Here is a 17,682-nt window from a genome sequence, read left to right on the forward strand (position 1 = left end):
AGTCTTAAGAATGCTTGAACACCACCGCCAACAACTGGCAATTCGCCGGTGCAAGCAAAGGACGAAGGACATGTTTTTCGGTGGTCGCAAGAGCTCTGGACAGAACAAGGGTCACGACAAGGTGGTTCCGATGAACAACTTCCGCAGCCGCACCCCTGTGTCGGCGTTGCGCCAGGCAGAAGCCTATTGGACAGCATTGCGCCGGGGTGACGATATCCCCAGCCGTTCGCAGATCGATCCGCGCGGTCTTGAGAACATCCTGTCTCAGACCTTTATCCTGGAGCGCGTGGCACCGGGGATCGCCCGTTTCCGTCTTGCCGGGCAAAAAGTGAACGAAATGGCCGGCATGGAAGTGCGCGGCATGCCGATCACCGCGTTCTTTACGCCGGAGGCCCGCAAACAGCTGAGCGCCGCGCTTGAGCATATGTTCGACGCGCCCGCCATCGTGGAACTGGAGCTGCAGACCCAGGCAACCCGCCTGCACGGCAGCCGCGGCGCACGCATGCTGCTGTTGCCGCTGCGCAGCGATCTGGGCGACGTGAGCCGTGCGCTGGGTGTCTTCGTCTCTGAAGGCAACCCCACCGGCACCTCGCAGCGCTTCTCGGTGACGTCGATCGAGATGCGCACCATCTCGCAGGCCGCGTCCGATGCCGAATTCAAAGCCAAGCCGCGCGAGGAAAAGGAAGACATCAACACGCCGAACCCCGGCTTTGCCGCAACCGAGGCCCGTTTCAAGACCGAGAAATCCATCCTCGACGAGGCCCGCTCGCTTGCGGATCGCGGATCCCTGCGCTCTGAGCCCAAGGCTGAGATCAGCCAGAACCCGGCCTCTGGCAACAGCCCCAAGAAGCGCGGCTCTCACCTGCGCCTGGTCGTCAGCCGCGACTGAACCCATATGCCGGACCGGTCCGGCTCTCAAATTCTGGTCGAAGGTCATAGCACCAGAAACGCGCCCCGCGGAAGAATTCCCGGGGCGTTTCCCGTTTCCGGGGACTGTTTGATCTGGCCTGCCGCATTGCCGGAGCTCACGACTTTAGGAATATGTTGCATCCAATTGAAAAAGGCCGCCAATTCCAGGGCGGCCTTTCCGTTTCTTTACACGCAGTATTGCGACGCGCGGCCTTAACCCGCTTCGGCTTGCGTGGCACCTGCTGCGCGTTGGTCGCGCAGGCCGGACAGTTCTTCGGCCACCAGGAAGGCCAGTTCCAGCGACTGGCTGGCGTTTAGACGCGGATCACAGGCGGTGTGGTAACGGTCGCTCAGGTTCTCATCCGTGACTGCCCGCACGCCACCGGTGCATTCGGTCACGTCCTGACCGGTCATCTCGAAATGCACACCGCCGGGGATGGTGCCCTCGGCGCCGTGGACTGCAAAGAAGTCGCGCACTTCGCGCAGCACGCTGTCGAAGGGGCGCGTCTTGTAGCCTGTGGTGGATTTGATGGTGTTGCCATGCATCGGATCGCAGACCCAGGTGACCTTGGCGCCCTCTTCCTTCACCGCCTTGATCAGCCGCGGCAGGTGATCCGCTGCTTTGCCCGCGCCAAAGCGGGCGATCAGGGTCAGGCGCCCCTCTTCGTTGTCCGGGTTCAGCCGGGACATCAGCACCTTCAGGTCCTCGGCCGTGGTGGTCGGACCACATTTCAGCCCGATCGGGTTGAGCACGCCGCGGCAGAATTCCACATGGGCGCCGTCGGGCTGACGGGTGCGGTCGCCGATCCAGATCATGTGGCCAGAGCCCGCCAGCCATTTGCCGGAGGTCGAGTCAAGCCGCGTGAGCGCCTCTTCATATTCCAGCAGCAACCCTTCGTGGCTGGTGTAGAATTCCACCGTCTGCAGGGTATGGGCCGTGTCGCTATTGACGCCGGCCGCCTTCATGAAGTCCAGCGTATCGGTAATCCGGTTGGCCATCTCGCGGTAGGTTTCTGCCTTCTCGCTTTCGGTGAAGCCCAGGGTCCAGGCGTGGACCTGATGCACATCCGCGTAACCGCCGGTCGAAAAGGCGCGCAACAGGTTCAGCGTTGCAGCGGCCTGGGTATAGGCCTGCAGCATCCGTGCCGGATCCGGTACGCGCGAAGCCTCGGTGAAGGCGAGGTCATTGATGATATCGCCCCGGTAGCTGGGCAGTTCCACACCATCGACGGTTTCGGTTGGCGCGCTGCGCGGCTTGGCGAATTGGCCGGCCATGCGGCCCACCTTGACCACCGGCACCTTGGCGCCATAGGTCAGAACCATCGCCATTTGCAGCATCACCTTGAAGGTATCGCGAATGGCATCGGCGCTGAACTGATCGAAGCTTTCGGCGCAATCGCCCCCCTGCAGCAGGAAGGCTTCGCCGCGCCCGGCCGCAGCCAGGTGGTGTTTCAGGCGTCGGGCCTCACCGGCAAAGACCAGCGGCGGATACTTCGAAAGCTGCGTCTCGACGGCCGCAAGGGCCGCCGCGTCGGTATAGTCGGGCATCTGAACCCGCGGTTTCTGGCGCCAGGTCGATTTTTGCCACTCACTCATCGCTTGTCTCCGCTCAAGAGGTCTTTGTTCAATACGGAGAACACATATACAAAAAGCCGCGACCGCTGACCAGTTCAGAATTCGAATGTCTTGACCCGATAGCGATCCTGTGAGCACGGTTTCCTTCAGTCAGGAGTGGCCCGACTCCCTGCACGATCCGAAACTCATGATGGGGCCCGCACCATGCAAATCCGACGCAAACATGTCGAGCTCGAAAACCGCAGCATCCAGCCCAAGCGGTTTGTCTTCGTTCTGTTGGAAAAGTTCTCGATGCTTTCCTTTGCTTCGGCAGTGGAATGTCTGCGCATCGCAAACCGGATGAGCGGGCAAAAGCTCTATACCTGGGCGATACATGGTGAAGGCGGTGAAACCGTGACCTGTTCGGCCGAAACCACCTTTCAGCTGGATGGAGATCTGGTCGATCTGCAGCGCGATGACACCGTTCTTCTGTGCGCGGGCCTGGACGTGCAGGAGGTGAGCAGCAAGAAACTGCTGGCGTGGCTGCGCCGCGAGGCCCGCAAGGGGGTGATGATCGGGGGATTGTGCACCGGGTCCTATGCTCTGGCCAAGGCGGGGCTTTTGGATGGCAGGCGTGCGACCATCCACTGGGAGAACGCCGATAGTTTCACCGAGGAGTTCGAGGACGTCGAGCTGACAAAATCGGTCTTTGTGCTGGATGGCAATCGCCTGTCCACGGCCGGGGGGACGGCCTCTATCGACATGATCCTGAAACTGATCGCGGATGATCATGGCGAGGAACTGGCCAATGCGGTGGCGGATCAGCTGATCTATTCCTCGATCCGCACCGACCAGGACACCCAGCGCCTGTCGATCCCGACCCGCATCGGGGTGCGCCATCCGAAACTGTCAATGGTGATCCAGATGATGGAAGCCAATATCGAAGAACCGATCAGCCCCTCGATCCTGGCGCAGGACGTGGGCATGTCCACGCGCCAGCTGGAGCGCCTGTTCCGCCGCTATCTGAACCGCAGTCCGAAACGCTATTACATGGAATTGCGCCTGCAAAAGGCGCGTAACCTGTTGATGCAGACCGATATGAGCGTCATCAATGTGGCGCTTGCCTGTGGCTTTGCCTCGCCGTCACATTTCTCGAAATGCTACCGCGCCCATTATGACACCACCCCCTATCGGGAGCGCGGCAGCAAGGCAGTGCGGCTCTCTTAAGGGCCGCTCTAGTCCCCGTTGGAGATGCGAAACAGCGCGCCTTCGGTCTCGGAGGCGAACCAGATGCTGCCGTCCGGTGCCTCCTGAATATCGCGGATCCGGCCCGTGAGATCGCTTTGAAGCCGCTCGACCTCCCGCAACGGGGTGCCCGACAGTCTTGAGATCATGTCGAATTTCAAGGAGGCGACAAAGAAGTCGCCACGCCAGGCAGGCCACATCTTGCCGGAGTAGATCATCATGCCGGACGGTGCGATGGAGGGATCCCAATACCACTGCGGCTGCTCCATCCCGGGCTTTTGCCTTCCCTCGCCGATCTTGGCGCCGGAATAGTGCCGCCCATAGGCAATCACCGGCCAGCCATAGTTGGCGCCCTTGCGGATGAGATTCACCTCATCGCCGCCCCGGGCGCCATGTTCGACCGTCCAGATCCGCCCCTGCCCGTCCCGCGCCATGCCTTGCGGGTTGCGGTGTCCCAGAGTCCAGATCTCGGGCCGGGCGCCTGGCGTGGATGCAAAGGGATTGTCACTGGGGATGCTACCATCCCGATTGATCCGCAAGACCTTGCCTTGGTGACTGGCGGGGTCCTGGGCGCTGGGCCTCTCGCCCCGGTCGCCGACGGTGATCAGCAGGGTGCCGTCGGCGGCCTCGATGACGCGGGAGCCAAAGTGCCGCCCGCCGGTCGCGCCCGCGGCGGCTTCGAACAGGATCTTCACTTGGGTGAGCCACTTGCCATCCGGGCTCAGAACCGCGCGCGCAAGGGCGGTATTGGCCCCCCGTCCCTGTGGCTTGGAAAAGGTCAGAAACAGCTCGCGGCTTTGGGCGAAATCCCGCGGAATCATCACATCCAGCAGCCCGCCTTGCCCCTGCGCAGCCACGCGCGGCGGGCCAGAAACCCTGGTGCGACGCCCGTTTTTCACCAGATACAGCGCGCCTTCGCGTTCTGTCACCAGCAGGCTGCCATCGGGCAAAAAGGCAAAGGCCCAAGGAATATCAAACCCTTCTGCCATCCGGCTGATCTGCAGCTTGCCCTGGCTGCTGGAAACGGATGTGGTTTGCGCAGCCTGCACGCCCAGGCTGAGCGCCAGCCCTGCAATAAGAGTGACCCAGAATAATCGCATTGCCATCTTCCCCTTTGCCTGGGAACACTGTAAACGCACGCCCCAATCAGGCCAAATCACGAAAAATGGGCCTGATCAGGAGGAGTATGACCCGAGGCTGCGTCTCAACCCAAGCGATGTCCAATTGGACTTCCCTTTTTGTCGCACCTTGCCTAGGGTCCAATGTGAACTGAAATGTTCCAACACGGGAGTTACACAATGAAAAAACTGATGACGGCCACCGCGGCTATCGCCCTGACCGCCGGCACCGCATTCGCGGATGGACATGGCAAGGAAATCAAGCTGGGCGTTCTGCTCGGCTTTACCGGCCCGATTGAATCGCTGACCGCTGCCATGGGCACCGGTGCAGAGATGGCAATGGACGAAGTCACCGCCTCCGGCAAGCTTCTGGGCGGCGCCAAAGTGACCTCGATCCGCGCAGACACCGGTTGTATCGACAACGGTCTGGCGGTTGCAAATGGTGAAAAGCTGATCGCCGATGGCGTGAACGGCATCGTGGGCGGCGACTGCTCCGGTGTGACTGGCGCGATCCTGCAGAACGTTGCCATCCCGAACGGCATGGTGATGATCTCTCCCTCGGCCACCTCGCCGGGTCTGTCCACCATGGAAGACAATGGTCTGTTCTTCCGCACCTCGCCGTCCGACGCGCGCGAAGGTCAGGTGATGGCGGAAATCCTGCAGGAACGTGACATCAAGTCGATCGCCCTGACCTATACCAACAACGACTATGGCAAGGGTCTCGCCGACGCGATCAAGACCTCCTTCGAAGGCGTTGGCGGTGAAGTCACCATCGTGGCCGCCCATGAAGACGGCAAGGGTGACTACTCTGCCGAGGTCGCCTCGCTGGCCTCTGCCGGCGGCGACATCCTGGTGGTTGCGGGTTACCTCGATCAGGGTGGTCTCGGAATCATCCAATCGGCCCTGGACAGCGGCGCCTATGAAACCTTCGGCCTGCCCGGCGGCATGATCGGCGACAGCCTGCCCAAGAACGTCGGTTCGGATCTCGATGGCTCCTTCGGCCAGATCGCGGGTTCCGACTCCAAGGGTGCGGAAGTCTTCGCGGAACTGGCCAAGGCAAAGGGCTTTGACGGCACCTCGGCCTATGCGCCTGAATCCTATGACGCGGCCGCCCTGTTCCTGCTGGCCATGCAGGCGGCAGGTTCCAGCAACCCGGCTGACTACGGCGCCAAGATCATGGACGTGGCCAACGCCCCCGGTGAGCCGATCAACCCCGGTGAGCTGGGCAAGGCACTGGAAATCCTCGCCACTGGCGGTGAGATCGACTACCAGGGTGCCACCGGCGTTGAGCTGATCGGCCCCGGTGAGAGCGCAGGCTCCTACCGCGAGATCGAAGTCAAGGACGGCGTGAACGCCACGGTGAAATTCCGCTAATCCTGACCCGGATACCCGAAACAACAGATCAGCCCGGCATCGTCCGGGCTGTTCCAAATTTAAAGACTGCTGATAAAAACCAAGCAGTTAGGGGATGAAATGATATGATCGTCGTCGAGGACTTGCACAAGCACTTCGGCGGGTTCCATGCGGTTGATGGCGCGTCGCTGGAAATCGCAAAGGGCTCCATAACCGGTTTGATCGGGCCAAATGGCGCGGGAAAAACCACTCTTTTCAACGTGATTGCGGGCGTTCTTGAACCCACCTCCGGGCGGGTTACCATGGATGGTGAGGATATCACCGGCCTGCCCCCGCATGAGCTGTTCCACAAGGGATTGCTGCGCACCTTCCAGATCGCGCATGAGTTTTCCTCGATGACCTGCCGTGAGAACCTGATGATGGTGCCGGGCAACCAGTCGGGTGAGAGCCTGTGGAACACCTGGTTCGGACGCAAGCGCATTGCCGACGAGGAACGTGCCCTGCGTGCCAAGGCCGATGAGGTGCTGGAGTTCCTGACCATCAGCCATATCGCGGATCTGAAGGCGGGCGAAGTCTCGGGCGGGCAGAAGAAGCTGCTGGAACTGGGCCGCACCATGATGGTGGATGCCAAGATCGTCTTCCTCGACGAGGTCGGCGCCGGCGTGAACCGCACCCTGCTTTATACCATCGCCGATGCGATCAAGCGCCTGAACGAGGAACGCGGCTATACCTTCGTGGTCATCGAACATGACATGGAATTCATCGGCCGTCTCTGCGATCCGGTGATCTGCATGGCCGAGGGCAAGAAGCTGGCCGAAGGCACCCTGGATCAGATCAAGGCCAACGAACAGGTGATCGAAGCTTACCTGGGCACCGGCTTGAAAAACAAAGATAAAATAGGGGCAGACGCATGAGCGGCAACCCGTATCAGGAGGATCGCGGCAACAAGGACGCCACGATCACCAACACCCATGGCGCAGGCACGATGCAGCCTGCCCACCGCAAGAGCGGACCCACGAAAAAGGTCGAGGGCGACAGCCCCTTCCTGATTGGCGATTGCATGACCGGCGGCTACGGCAAGGGGCCGGACATCCTGCATGATTGCACCATCGCCGTGAACCCGGGCGAGATCGCCGTGATCGTCGGGCCTAATGGCGCCGGCAAATCCACCGCGATGAAGGCCGTCTTTGGCATGCTGAACGTGCGCTCCGGCTCTGTACGTCTGGATGGCGAGGACATCACCCAGCTCACCCCGCAGGACCGCGTGGTCAAGGGGATGGGATTTGTGCCGCAGACCAGCAATATCTTCACCTCGATGACGGTGGAGGAAAACCTGGAAATGGGCGCCTTCATCCGCACCGATGATTTCTCGAACACGATGGAGCAGGTCTATCACCTCTTCCCGATCCTGAAGGAAAAGCGCAACCAGCCTGCGGGCGAATTGTCCGGCGGTCAGCGTCAGCAGGTGGCCGTGGGCCGCGCGCTGATGACCCAGCCCAAGGTCCTGATGCTGGACGAGCCTACAGCGGGCGTCTCGCCCATCGTCATGGACGAGCTGTTCGACCGCATTATCGAGGTCGCCCGCACCGGGCTGCCAATCCTGATGGTGGAACAGAACGCCAAACAAGCCCTTGAGATCGCGGACAAAGGTTATGTCCTGGTCCAGGGGCGCAACGCCTATACGGGCACCGGTCAGGAACTGCTGGCCGATCCCGAAGTGCGCAAATCCTTCCTGGGGGGCTGAGGCATGGAACTCCTGAACGCCCTAGTGGCCTTTACAAACTTCGTTGGCGTGCCCGCCATCGCCTATGGCAGCCAGCTTGCCATCGGCGCGCTGGGGGTGACGCTGGTCTACTCCGTGCTGCGGTTCTCGAACTTTGCCCATGGCGATACCATGGCCTTTGGCACCATGGTGACGATCCTGGTAACCTGGCTGTTTCAGGGCGCGGGGATCAGTTTCGGTCCGCTGCCCACCGCCCTTCTGGCGCTGCCCTTTGGTATCGCGGTCACCATGGGGCTGGTGCTGTTCACCGATCGGACCGTCTATCGGTTTTATCGTGAGCAGAAAGCCAAACCGGTTGTCTTTGTCATGGTCTCGCTTGGTGTGATGTTCATGATGAACGGCCTTGTCCGCTTCATCATCGGCCCCGGCGACCAGCGCTTTGCCGATGGCGAGCGGTTCATCATTTCGGCGCGCGATTTCAAGAAGATGACCGGACTTGATGAAGGGCTGGCGATCAAGACCAGCCAGGGCATCACCGTGGTGACAGCGATCATCGTTGTGGCGCTCTTGTTCTGGTTCCTGAACAAGACCCGCACCGGCAAGTCCATGCGCGCCTATTCCGATAACGAGGATCTGGCGCTTCTGTCCGGCATCAACCCCGAACGGGTGGTGATGTACACTTGGCTGATCGTGGCAACGCTGGCGACCATTGCCGGGGTTCTGTACGGGCTGGACAAGTCCTTCAAACCCTTCACCTATTTCCAGCTTCTGCTGCCAATCTTTGCCTCCGCCATCGTCGGCGGCCTTGGCAGCCCCATCGGGGCGATCGCGGGCGGGTTCATCATCGCCTTTTCCGAAGTCACGATCACCTATGCTTGGAAGAAGGTGGCCACCTACGTGCTGCCTGAAACCATGGCGCCGGATGGTCTCGTGCAGCTTCTCAGCACGGATTACAAATTCGCGGTGTCCTTCGCGATCCTGATCATCGTCCTGTTGTTCAAACCCACGGGCATCTTCAAAGGAAAATCGGTATGAGCGATACAGTGAAACATTCCCTGCTGTTCGCCTTTGTCGGCCTTCTGATCCTGATGGAAGGGGCAACGAGTTTTGCGGGCATTTTCTCCGGTTCCTGGAACTCGGCGCTGGTGATCCTCAACATGGGGCTGATCTCGGCCATCATGGCGCTGGGTGTGAACCTGCAATGGGGCTTTGCCGGGCTGTTTAATGTGGGCATCATGGGCTTTACCGCCCTTGGTGGCCTTGCGGTGGTGCTGGTCTCCACCAGTCCGACGCCGGGTGCCTTTGCCGCAGGTGGCATGGGCATCCTGATGGCGCTTGTCATGGGGGCGCTGACGGTTGTGGGCGCGGTTGCGATCTACAAGTTCATGAAGCCCGGAATTGCGCGCACGCTGGTGCTGCTGGCGGTGCTGATCGCGGGCTTCTTCATCTACCGCGCCATCTTTGACCCCTCGGTCGAGGCGGTGGAGGCGATCAACCCCGCGCTGGAAGGCAACCTTGGCGGCCTTGGCCTGCCGGTATTGCTGGCCTGGCCTGCGGGCGGGCTGCTCGCTGCCGGTGCTGCCTGGCTGATCGGCAAGACGGCCCTGGGCCTGCGGTCTGATTACCTGGCGATTGCTACCCTCGGGATTGCCGAGATCATCATCTCGGTGCTGAAGAACGAGGACTGGCTGTCGCGCGGTGTGAAGAACGTGGTCGGCCTGCCCCGCCCGGTGCCTTACGAGGTGGATCTGCAGAACGATCCTTCCTTCGTGGAGCGCGCGGCGACCTTTGGTCTGGATCCGGTGGAAGGCTCCACGATCTTTGTGAAGCTTGGCTATTCGATCCTGTTCACCGTTGTGCTGCTGGCGCTGCTCTGGATGGCGCAGATGGCGCTGAAAAGCCCCTGGGGCCGCATGATGCGTGCCATCCGCGACAATGAGGTCGCGGCCGAGGCCATGGGCAAGGACGTGACCCGCCGCCATCTGCAGATCTTCGTGCTGGGCTCCGCGATCTGCGGCCTGGCGGGCGCGATGATGACCACGCTGGACAGCCAGTTGACACCGGGCACCTACAACCCCTTGCGCTTCACCTTCCTGATCTGGGTGATGGTGATCGTCGGCGGCTCCGGCAACAACTTTGGCGCGGTGCTGGGCGGCATGCTGATCTGGTTCTTCTGGATCAAGGTCGAACCCATGGGAATCGAGCTGATCGAACTGCTGACCACCTTCATGGCCGATGACAACTGGCTGAAGGCCCACCTGATCGAGAACGCATCCCATATGCGCCTTTTGACCATGGGTCTGATCCTGCTCCTGGTGCTGAGGTTCAGCCCAAGGGGCCTGATACCCGAGAAGTAACCCCGAAACAAAAAAAAACGCCGCCCCAGGATCCGGGGCGGCGTTTTCCTTTGCAAGGATCGCGGTGTCTCAGCGTCCCTTGAACAGGCCGCCCAGGATCCCGCGCACGATGCGCCGCCCCGTGGTGCCTTTCAACTCCTTGATGACGGCCTCTTGCAGGGCCGAACCAAAGCTATCCTTGGGCTTGCCATAGCTGCGCGCGGAGGAGCGGCTGACCCGCCCGCCGGAATAGCGCCGCGCCGCATTGAATTCCCGTGCCATGGGGTTGGCGGCAACTTCGGCCTGCTCTTCGGCCTGTTCCGCCGCTTTCGCGGCAGCCTCGGCCGGCTGCGCCAGGATTTCATGGGCAGAGTGCCGGTCCAGCGGTTTGTCGTATTTTCCGGCCATATCAGAGGCCGCCAGGATCGCCTTGCGCTCTTCAGCCGTGATCGGCCCCAATTGCGATGATGGCGGACGGATCAGGGTGCGCTCCACTACGCCGGGCACGCCCTTCTTCTGCAGCATCGATGTGACCGCCTCGCCGACACCGACCTCGCGAATGGCGTCCTCGGTCGAGAACCGCGGATTCTCGCGATAGGTTTCGGCGGCCAGTTTCAGGTTCTTGCGGTCCCGCGCGGTAAAGGCGCGCAGGGCGTGCTGGATCCGGTTGCCAAGCTGGCCCAGGATGTCTTCGGGGATGTCGGCGGGATGCTGGGTGATGAAATAGACGCCAACCCCCTTGGAGCGGATCAGCCGAGCAACCTGTTCGACCTTGTCCACCAATGCCTTGGGGGCGTCGTCGAACAGCAGATGCGCCTCGTCAAAGAAGAAGACCAGTTTCGGCTTGTCGGGATCGCCCACCTCGGGCAGTTCCTCGAACAATTCGCTGAGCAGCCACAGGAGGAAGGTCGCATAGAGCCCCGGCGCCGCCATCAGCTTGTCCGCCGCCAGGATATTGACCATGCCCCGGCCATTTGCATCGCAACGCATCAAATCCGCCAGATCGAGCGCCGGTTCGCCAAACAGCTGCGCGCCGCCCTGATTTTCCAGCACCAGCAGGCGGCGCTGGATGGCGCCGATGGAGGCGGGGGATACATTGCCATAGCGCAAGGACAGCTCGGCGCGGTTCTCGCCGATCCAGACCAGCAGCGATTGCAGATCCTTCAGATCCAACAGCGGCAGGCCTTCCTCGTCGGACAGGCGGAAGGCGATATTGAGGATGCCCTCCTGTGCCTCGCTCAGCTCCAAGAGGCGCGACAGCAGGAGCGGGCCCATCTCGGCGACGGTGGTGCGCAGGGGGTGACCCTGCTGACCGTATAGATCCCAGAAGGTCACCGGGGTGTCATGATAGGAATAGCTGTCAAAACCGATCTTCTGTGCCCGGCTGGTAAAGGCCTCGTGCAACTTCTGGGTGGGGCTACCGCTTTTGGCGAGACCGGAGAGATCCCCCTTCACATCCGACAGGATCACCGGAACCCCCGCATTGGAGAAGCCTTCTGCCAGGATCTGCAGCGTCACCGTCTTGCCGGTGCCGGTGGCGCCGGCGATCAGCCCGTGCCGGTTGGCATACTCCAGCGACAACTCCTGCGCCGTGCCGTAGTCCTCACCGCCGCCACCGAGAAAAATCCGATCTGTCATCCTGTCTGTCCTACCACCTGTTGGCCGTTGTTCTTCTTCTGTACCGGCACAATGAATAATTAACCTTTAAACGGCATAGTATGAATTGCCCGTCCTCGCAAATACGGTTGTGGGGACGGTCATTTCCTCCCTGTCAGACTGGCCGTGCCGATGTGCACGGCCCTTTTTTTGTCAAAAGCCCCGGTAAAGATCGTAAAACGAGCAATAATCAGAATGTGGCGCTTTGTGTCACTTTTTTTGCCATTGCATGTTGACCACGGGCCGGGGCTTTCGTAACGTCCTTGGCAATAACTAAGTCGGCCAGTCCGACGGGGAGACAAAAATAAAGAAAGGGAACCCTCTAGGTTCCCTTTTTTTGCCTCTGTTTCCAAGGTCTTGACTATTGATCCAAGATACGGTGCATTTCCCCGCCGATGGCCTGATATTGACCTGACAGATGACCTGCATCGTGGTAGATCGGTGCACGGACGTCCTGATACGAAAGAGGCACTCATGATCAAGTCCCTGACCCCCTTTGCACTGGCCGCGATTGTTGCCACAACCGCGCCTTTGGCGGCACAGGAGACCGCGAACACCGCCAATTCGAGCGGCGAATCATCTGCGGATCAAATGCTGGATCTGGGCCAGCCGGTGGATGGCGGCGCGCCGCAAATCGGTGATCGCTACCTCAAGGAAGAGCATGGCGACTGGGATCTGGCCTGCATCAAGACCGAAGCGGAGACGGACCCCTGTTCGCTGTTGCAGATCCTGACCGATCCCAATGGCAACCCGATGGCCGAGGTGTCCCTGTTCCGCATCGATCAGCAGGGCGGCCAGGCGGTTGCCGGTGCCACCGTTATCGTGCCTCTGGAAACCCTGCTGCCGTCTGCGCTGACCATCTCGGTCGATGGCGCGCCCGGCAAGCGGTACAACTACTCCTTCTGCAACCAGCTGGGCTGTGTTGCGCAGATCGGCTTTACCCAGGGCGACATCGATGCCTTCAAGAAGGGAACCGAGGCGATCCTGTCCCTGCGCCCTGCCCCGGCACCGGATCAGCTGGTGGAAATGAAGATGTCCTTGGCGGGCTTCACCGCCGGCTATGACGTCGTGGATGTGGTGTCCCAGTAACCGCCACAAGGGTACCCGACGCGCGTAAGTCCGGCGTTCGGGAATAAGATAAAGGCCACCGCAGCAACAGCGCTGTCGGTGGCCTTTTTGTGCAAATCCGGACCTTTTGATCGTTGGCTTTCACAGCCAGGTCTTTCCCAGGGGCTTAGATCCGCTTCAACGCCAGGACGGCGTTCAATCCGCCAAAGGCGAAGGCATTGCTGAGCGCCACCTCAACCTCAACCTCGCGGGCCTCGTTCGGCACCACGTCGAGCGCGCACTCCGGGTCCGGCTCCTGGTAGCCGATGGTGGGAGCAATGACGCCATCGCGCAGGGCCATGATACAGGCGAGAAGCTCGACCGCGCCGGTGCCGCCGATCAGATGGCCATGCATGGATTTTGTCGACGAGATCATCAGCCGGTCCGCATGCGGGCCAAAGACATCGGCGACTGCCGCGCATTCAGTCTTGTCATTGGCCGCGGTGCCGGTGCCATGGGCGTTGATATAGCCAACCTTGTCTGCCGCAATCTGCGCGTCCTGCAGCGCCCCCGCGATGGCTCGCGCCGCCCCTTGTTTGCTGGGCATCACGATATCGGCCGCATCCGAGGACATGGCAAAGCCGATCACCTCGCAGAGGATCTCTGCGCCGCGCGCCCTGGCGTGGTCATAATCCTCGAAGACAAAGATCCCGGCGCCTTCGCCCTGCACCATGCCGTTGCGATTGGCGCTGAACGGGCGGCAGGCATCGCGCGACATGACCCGCAGCCCCTCCCAGGCCTTGACCCCGCCGAAACAGAGCATGGATTCCGAGCCGCCGGTGACCATGACCGGGGCCATGCCGCTGCGCACCATCTGAAACGCCTGCGCCATCGCATGGTTGGAGGAGGCACAGGCGGTGGAGACGGTGAAACTTGGCCCCTTGAGGTTGAACTCCATCGACACATGGCTGGCGGCCGCATTGTTCATCAGCTTTGGCACGACAAAGGGATGCACCCGGTTCTTGCCATCCTCGTAAACCGACCGGTAATTGTCATCCCAGGTCGAGACCCCACCGCCGGCGGTACCCAGGACAACGCCGGATTTCGCCGACAACTCGCCGTGAAATTCGATGCCGGACTGGCTGATCGCCTCCTTGGCGGCGGTCAGGGTGAACTGGGTGAAGCGGTCATAAAGGCTCATCTGCTGGCGATTGAACCGCCCCTCGGCCTCGAACCCGCGCACCTGGCCGCCGATCTTGATCGACAGCCGGTCCACATCGCGGAACTCCAACGGGCCGATGCCGCAGCGCCCTTCCTTCATGGCGTCCAGCGTCGCCGCGACCGAATGGCCAAGCGCGTTGATCGTGCCCGCGCCGGTTATGACTACACGTTTCATGATGCTCATCCTCGCCCGAGGTGACGACTCAGGCCGTTTCGGTGGTCAGTTTTTCGATACCGGCGATGATGGCTGCGACATTTGAAATGTCGAAATCGCTTTCTTCGGGCGCATTGGCGTTAAACGGCACGGTGATGTCGAATTCTTCCTCGATGGCGAAGATGCTTTCGACCAGGCCGAGGCTGTCGATACCAAGATCCTCCAGCGTGCTCTCAAGTGTCACATCGGACGGCTCCAGCACGGCCTGTTCTGCGATGATTGCGATGACCTTGTCCTGAATGCTCATGGCGGTTTCCTGATCCTTTAGGCTGGCGCAGATGTAGTGCCTGCGCGCTTATTTGAAAACTGCCTTCTTCAGCGCGTCTATATCGCGCATCAGCCGGGGCAGCCTGCGTTGTGCCTTATAGACTTCGGTATGTGTCTCCATTTTGACAGCCGGGTATCCCATCATGACGCGACCCGCGGGAACGTTGGACAGGATCTTGGTGCCGCCTCCGGCGATCACCCCGTCGCCAATGAAGATATTGTCGACCACACCGCATTGGCCGCCCAGGACCACATTGTTGCCAATCTCCACCGAGCCGGAAATGCCGACCTGCCCGCAAAGCAGACAGTCGCGCCCCACGCGGGTGTTGTGGCCAACGTGAACCAGGTTGTCGAGCTTGCTGCCATCGCCGATCACCGTGTCGCGGATGGTGCCGTTGTCGATGGTGCAGTTGGTGCCCAATTCCACGTCATCCCCGATGGTGACCGAGCCAAGCGAGTGGATGCGCAGCCAGCTTTGCGGTTTTGCATCGCCCTGATCGCCAAGCGTCTTGCGCGCGGTTTCGGCGCCAGAGACCTCGGGGGTGACATAGGAAAAGCCGTCACCGCCGATGCGGGCGCCGGGCTGGGCCCGGAAGCGCGCGCCAATGGTCACCCGTGCCCCGATCGAGACCATCTCACGCAGCTGCGCTGCGCCACCGATCACCACATCGGCGCCGATGTAGCAGTGCGGACCGATCACCGATCCCGCCCCGATCTGCGCCCGCGGACCGATCACCGCCAGGGGTCCAACGCTGACGCCCTCTCCCAGCTCTGCACTTGGATCGATGACCGCCGAGGGGTGGATACCTGATGGGAAGCCCTGCCCCAGATCCATCATGCTGGTCAGCCCCGCCATGGCCATGCGCGGCCGGGTGGCAAAGATCGCCGCCTTCAGTCCCATGGCGCGCCAATCCGCACCCTCCCACAGCAAAGCGGCCTCAGCCGTCCCCTGAGAGAGGTTTTCGGCGTATTTCGGGGCCGTCGCCAACGCCAGATCCTGCGGGCCTGCATCCTGCGGCTCCTTGGTGCTGGCGATCACGAGGGACTGATCGCCCTCACATTGCGCGCCAAGCGCCTCGGCAATCTGGCGGATCGTGTACATTTAGGGCCCTTCCTCACAACAGTTGGCGGCGGGCCCAGAGTTTAGCCTTGCACGCCCGGCAGGGCCACACCGGCCGCTTGCAGGGCGGCCCATACCTTGGCGTCACGTCCGTAGACGTCGCGGCGGAATTCGGCCCGTCCTTTGCCCGAGACATAAGCGGTCCGATAGATAATGTGAACAGGCACCTTCTGCTCCAGATCCACTTTGGTTTCCTTGCCGCTCTTCAGGATGCGGTGAAAGAAGGCCTTGGGGTCCTCGGTCTGACGGGCCAGTAGCGCATAGGCGAATTCGAAGGGTTGCGCCAGACGGATGCAGCCGTGGGAGTAGGCGCGCACCTCACGGGCGAAGAGGTTCTTATGCGGCGTGTCGTGCAGGTAAATGTTGTGCTTGTTGGGGAACATGAACTTCACCAAGCCCAGGGCATTGCGGCTGCTTGGCGGTTGCCGCATCGCAAAGGGAAAGCTGCGCGCGGTATATTGCGTGAAATCCGCCGCGCTGCGATCCACCACCCGGCCCCGGCTGTCGGTGATCTGGATGTGGCTGACCGCATTCGGATTGTTCTTCAGTTTCGGCAGATATTCCTTGGTGATGATCGAACGCGGCACGTGCCAGCTGGGATTGATGACCATATGTTCCATAATATCGGAGAACTCAGGCGATCTGCGGTCGTGCTGGTTCTTGCCGATGACCGAACGGGTTTCAAACGTGACATCGCCGCGATCGATGATCTTGGCGGTGAAATCGGTCTGGTTCACAAGGATATGGCGATCGCCCCGCTCAGGTGTGAGCCAGCGTTCCCGCTCCATCGCCACGATCACCGACTTAAGCCGCGCAGACGCAGGGACGTTGATCTCGGCGATGGTGCCCTTGCCGGCCACGCCATCGGCTTCCAGCCCGTGATCGGATTGGAAGCGCTGAACCGCTTGCTGGATCGAGGTGTCGTAGTCTGCCGTGGCGCTGCGCTCTAGATAGCCCATGGTCATTAGGCGATTGCGCAGGGCGACCACTCTGGGGCCGCTGTCACCGGGTTCCAGCTTGGCGCTTGGCACGGTTTCGCCCCAACCACCGCTGGCCACCAGCTGTTCAAGACGCAGCTTCTCGCGCATCAGGGCGCGATATTGGGATGATGCCGGAACCAATGCCCGCATATAGGCCATCGGCTGGGTGTCACGGATGCCTGTCAGATAGTCCACCGCGTCGGTCTGATGCTTCTTGCGCACGATCCCGTCGTCGATCGACTGCGGGTTCAGAAGGCCGGTCTGCAGATCCGTCGCATACTCGACAAAGGCGCGGCTCAGGGCCGCCTCGACCTCGCCCAGATCGCGTACGGTGCGGGCATTGCGCATCTGCTCAATCAGCCCGGTCGCCAGCGACGAACGGTCCGGCAACCCGTGGGCCGAGGCCTCCTCCAAGGCGCGCAACAAGGCGGCGCGGCGCAGCTGGGAGGCCTGATCGCTGCCGGTCCAGATCGGCTCATAGCCGTTTTCACGGTAGAACTGCGCAACCGCGTCATTGGCCGAGGCATGGGCGGCAACCGCCTGTTTGAAGGCTGTCACCTTTGCGGTGGCAGGGGTGGGGGTCAGGGCCAGACCGGCGCCACACAGGGCCAGCGCCAGGACGCTGGAGCGCAGGGCCGACGGAAGGTTCTGATAAAAAGCAGCTTTCATCTGTTCAATATTCCCCCAATAAACGCTGGATACTCATGGTGACCTACACGACGTGAAATTCTGGTAAAAAATCCCGCCGCGCCTGTCTATTCACATTTCGTAAACCATTAACTGAGACCCTATTTGTGGTGCTTCCAGGCCTCATGACCAGAGCAAAGCACGGGTTTCGGCGGGGAAAACAGAGAGCAACGTCCCCTTTTGCGCAAAAAATTGCCGAAAAACCGATGCAAAATGAGACTGGACCAATCGAATCTTGGATCGTGATTCCCC

The 17,682-nt window shown here is 61.2% G+C and carries 15 protein-coding genes; 8 read left to right on the top strand and 7 right to left on the bottom strand.

Annotated elements, in window-relative coordinates:
- Positions 1-70: 70 nt before the first annotated feature.
- Positions 71-889 carry a PAS domain-containing protein gene (locus PXK07_RS00080; protein WP_274846146.1) on the top strand — a complete coding sequence of 273 codons (819 nt, stop codon included), beginning with the start codon at positions 71-73 and terminating at the stop codon, positions 887-889.
- A 233-nt stretch (positions 890-1,122) separates the two neighbouring features.
- Here PXK07_RS00080 and PXK07_RS00085 read toward each other — a convergent pair whose 3' ends face one another.
- The gene (locus PXK07_RS00085; RefSeq protein WP_274846147.1) at positions 1,123-2,505 is read right to left on the bottom strand and encodes a class II 3-deoxy-7-phosphoheptulonate synthase; all 1,383 of its coding nucleotides are present in this window, start codon (positions 2,503-2,505) and stop codon (positions 1,123-1,125) included.
- 183 nt (positions 2,506-2,688) lie between these two features.
- On the opposite strand from PXK07_RS00085, the gene PXK07_RS00090 reads away from it, so the two are divergent.
- Complete coding sequence (locus PXK07_RS00090; RefSeq protein ID WP_274846148.1) at positions 2,689-3,690, top strand: GlxA family transcriptional regulator; 1,002 nt, start codon at positions 2,689-2,691, stop codon at positions 3,688-3,690.
- Positions 3,691-3,698: 8 nt separating this feature from the next.
- On the opposite strand, the gene PXK07_RS00095 is transcribed toward PXK07_RS00090, so the two are convergent.
- Positions 3,699-4,808 (bottom strand): PQQ-dependent sugar dehydrogenase, encoded by a 1,110-nt coding sequence (locus tag PXK07_RS00095; protein WP_274846149.1) that lies wholly within the window; start codon positions 4,806-4,808, stop codon positions 3,699-3,701.
- Between the two features lie 198 nt (positions 4,809-5,006).
- On the opposite strand from PXK07_RS00095, the gene PXK07_RS00100 reads away from it, so the two are divergent.
- From PXK07_RS00100 to PXK07_RS00120, 5 genes are all read left to right on the top strand, one after another.
- Complete coding sequence (locus tag PXK07_RS00100) at positions 5,007-6,200, top strand: ABC transporter substrate-binding protein (RefSeq protein WP_274846150.1); 1,194 nt, start codon at positions 5,007-5,009, stop codon at positions 6,198-6,200.
- 104 nt (positions 6,201-6,304) lie between these two features.
- Complete coding sequence (locus tag PXK07_RS00105; RefSeq protein WP_274846151.1) at positions 6,305-7,093, top strand: ABC transporter ATP-binding protein; 789 nt, start codon at positions 6,305-6,307, stop codon at positions 7,091-7,093.
- Positions 7,090-7,923, top strand: coding sequence for an ABC transporter ATP-binding protein (locus PXK07_RS00110; RefSeq protein ID WP_274846152.1), 834 nt, complete (start codon positions 7,090-7,092; stop codon positions 7,921-7,923). The genes PXK07_RS00105 and PXK07_RS00110 overlap by 4 nt, the downstream gene beginning before the upstream one ends.
- 3 nt (positions 7,924-7,926) lie before the next feature.
- Entirely contained in the window at positions 7,927-8,937 is a 1,011-nt protein-coding gene (locus PXK07_RS00115) for a branched-chain amino acid ABC transporter permease (RefSeq protein WP_274846153.1), read from the top strand.
- The gene (locus PXK07_RS00120; RefSeq protein WP_274846154.1) at positions 8,934-10,259 is read left to right on the top strand and encodes a branched-chain amino acid ABC transporter permease; all 1,326 of its coding nucleotides are present in this window, start codon (positions 8,934-8,936) and stop codon (positions 10,257-10,259) included. The genes PXK07_RS00115 and PXK07_RS00120 overlap by 4 nt, the downstream gene beginning before the upstream one ends.
- A gap of 69 nt (positions 10,260-10,328) precedes the next feature.
- Here PXK07_RS00120 and PXK07_RS00125 read toward each other — a convergent pair whose 3' ends face one another.
- Positions 10,329-11,876 carry a helicase HerA-like domain-containing protein gene (locus PXK07_RS00125; RefSeq protein ID WP_274846155.1) on the bottom strand — a complete coding sequence of 516 codons (1,548 nt, stop codon included), beginning with the start codon at positions 11,874-11,876 and terminating at the stop codon, positions 10,329-10,331.
- Between the two features lie 492 nt (positions 11,877-12,368).
- Here PXK07_RS00125 and PXK07_RS00130 point away from each other — a divergent pair, with 492 nt between their 5' ends.
- Complete coding sequence (locus PXK07_RS00130) at positions 12,369-12,983, top strand: invasion associated locus B family protein (protein ID WP_274846156.1); 615 nt, start codon at positions 12,369-12,371, stop codon at positions 12,981-12,983.
- Positions 12,984-13,128: 145 nt separating this feature from the next.
- Here the strand turns inward: PXK07_RS00130 and PXK07_RS00135 are convergent, their stop codons facing one another.
- From PXK07_RS00135 to PXK07_RS00150, 4 genes are read right to left on the bottom strand one after another with little or no spacing between them, the layout of a single operon-like run.
- Positions 13,129-14,337, bottom strand: a complete 1,209-nt coding sequence (locus tag PXK07_RS00135) for a beta-ketoacyl-[acyl-carrier-protein] synthase family protein (RefSeq protein ID WP_274846157.1) — start codon at positions 14,335-14,337, stop codon at positions 13,129-13,131.
- Between the two features lie 28 nt (positions 14,338-14,365).
- Complete coding sequence (locus tag PXK07_RS00140; protein ID WP_274846158.1) at positions 14,366-14,623, bottom strand: acyl carrier protein; 258 nt, start codon at positions 14,621-14,623, stop codon at positions 14,366-14,368.
- Positions 14,624-14,671: 48 nt separating this feature from the next.
- On the bottom strand, positions 14,672-15,745 hold the full coding sequence (lpxD, locus tag PXK07_RS00145) for a UDP-3-O-(3-hydroxymyristoyl)glucosamine N-acyltransferase (protein WP_274846159.1): 1,074 nt from the start codon (positions 15,743-15,745) through the stop codon (positions 14,672-14,674).
- Positions 15,746-15,786: 41 nt separating this feature from the next.
- Complete coding sequence (locus tag PXK07_RS00150; protein ID WP_274846160.1) at positions 15,787-17,412, bottom strand: L,D-transpeptidase family protein; 1,626 nt, start codon at positions 17,410-17,412, stop codon at positions 15,787-15,789.
- Positions 17,413-17,682 lie beyond the last annotated feature (270 nt).

Origin of the sequence: Phaeobacter sp. QD34_24 (assembly GCF_028890115.1) — a bacterium.
In the GTDB taxonomy this organism is placed as follows: Bacteria; Pseudomonadota; Alphaproteobacteria; order Rhodobacterales; family Rhodobacteraceae; genus Phycobacter.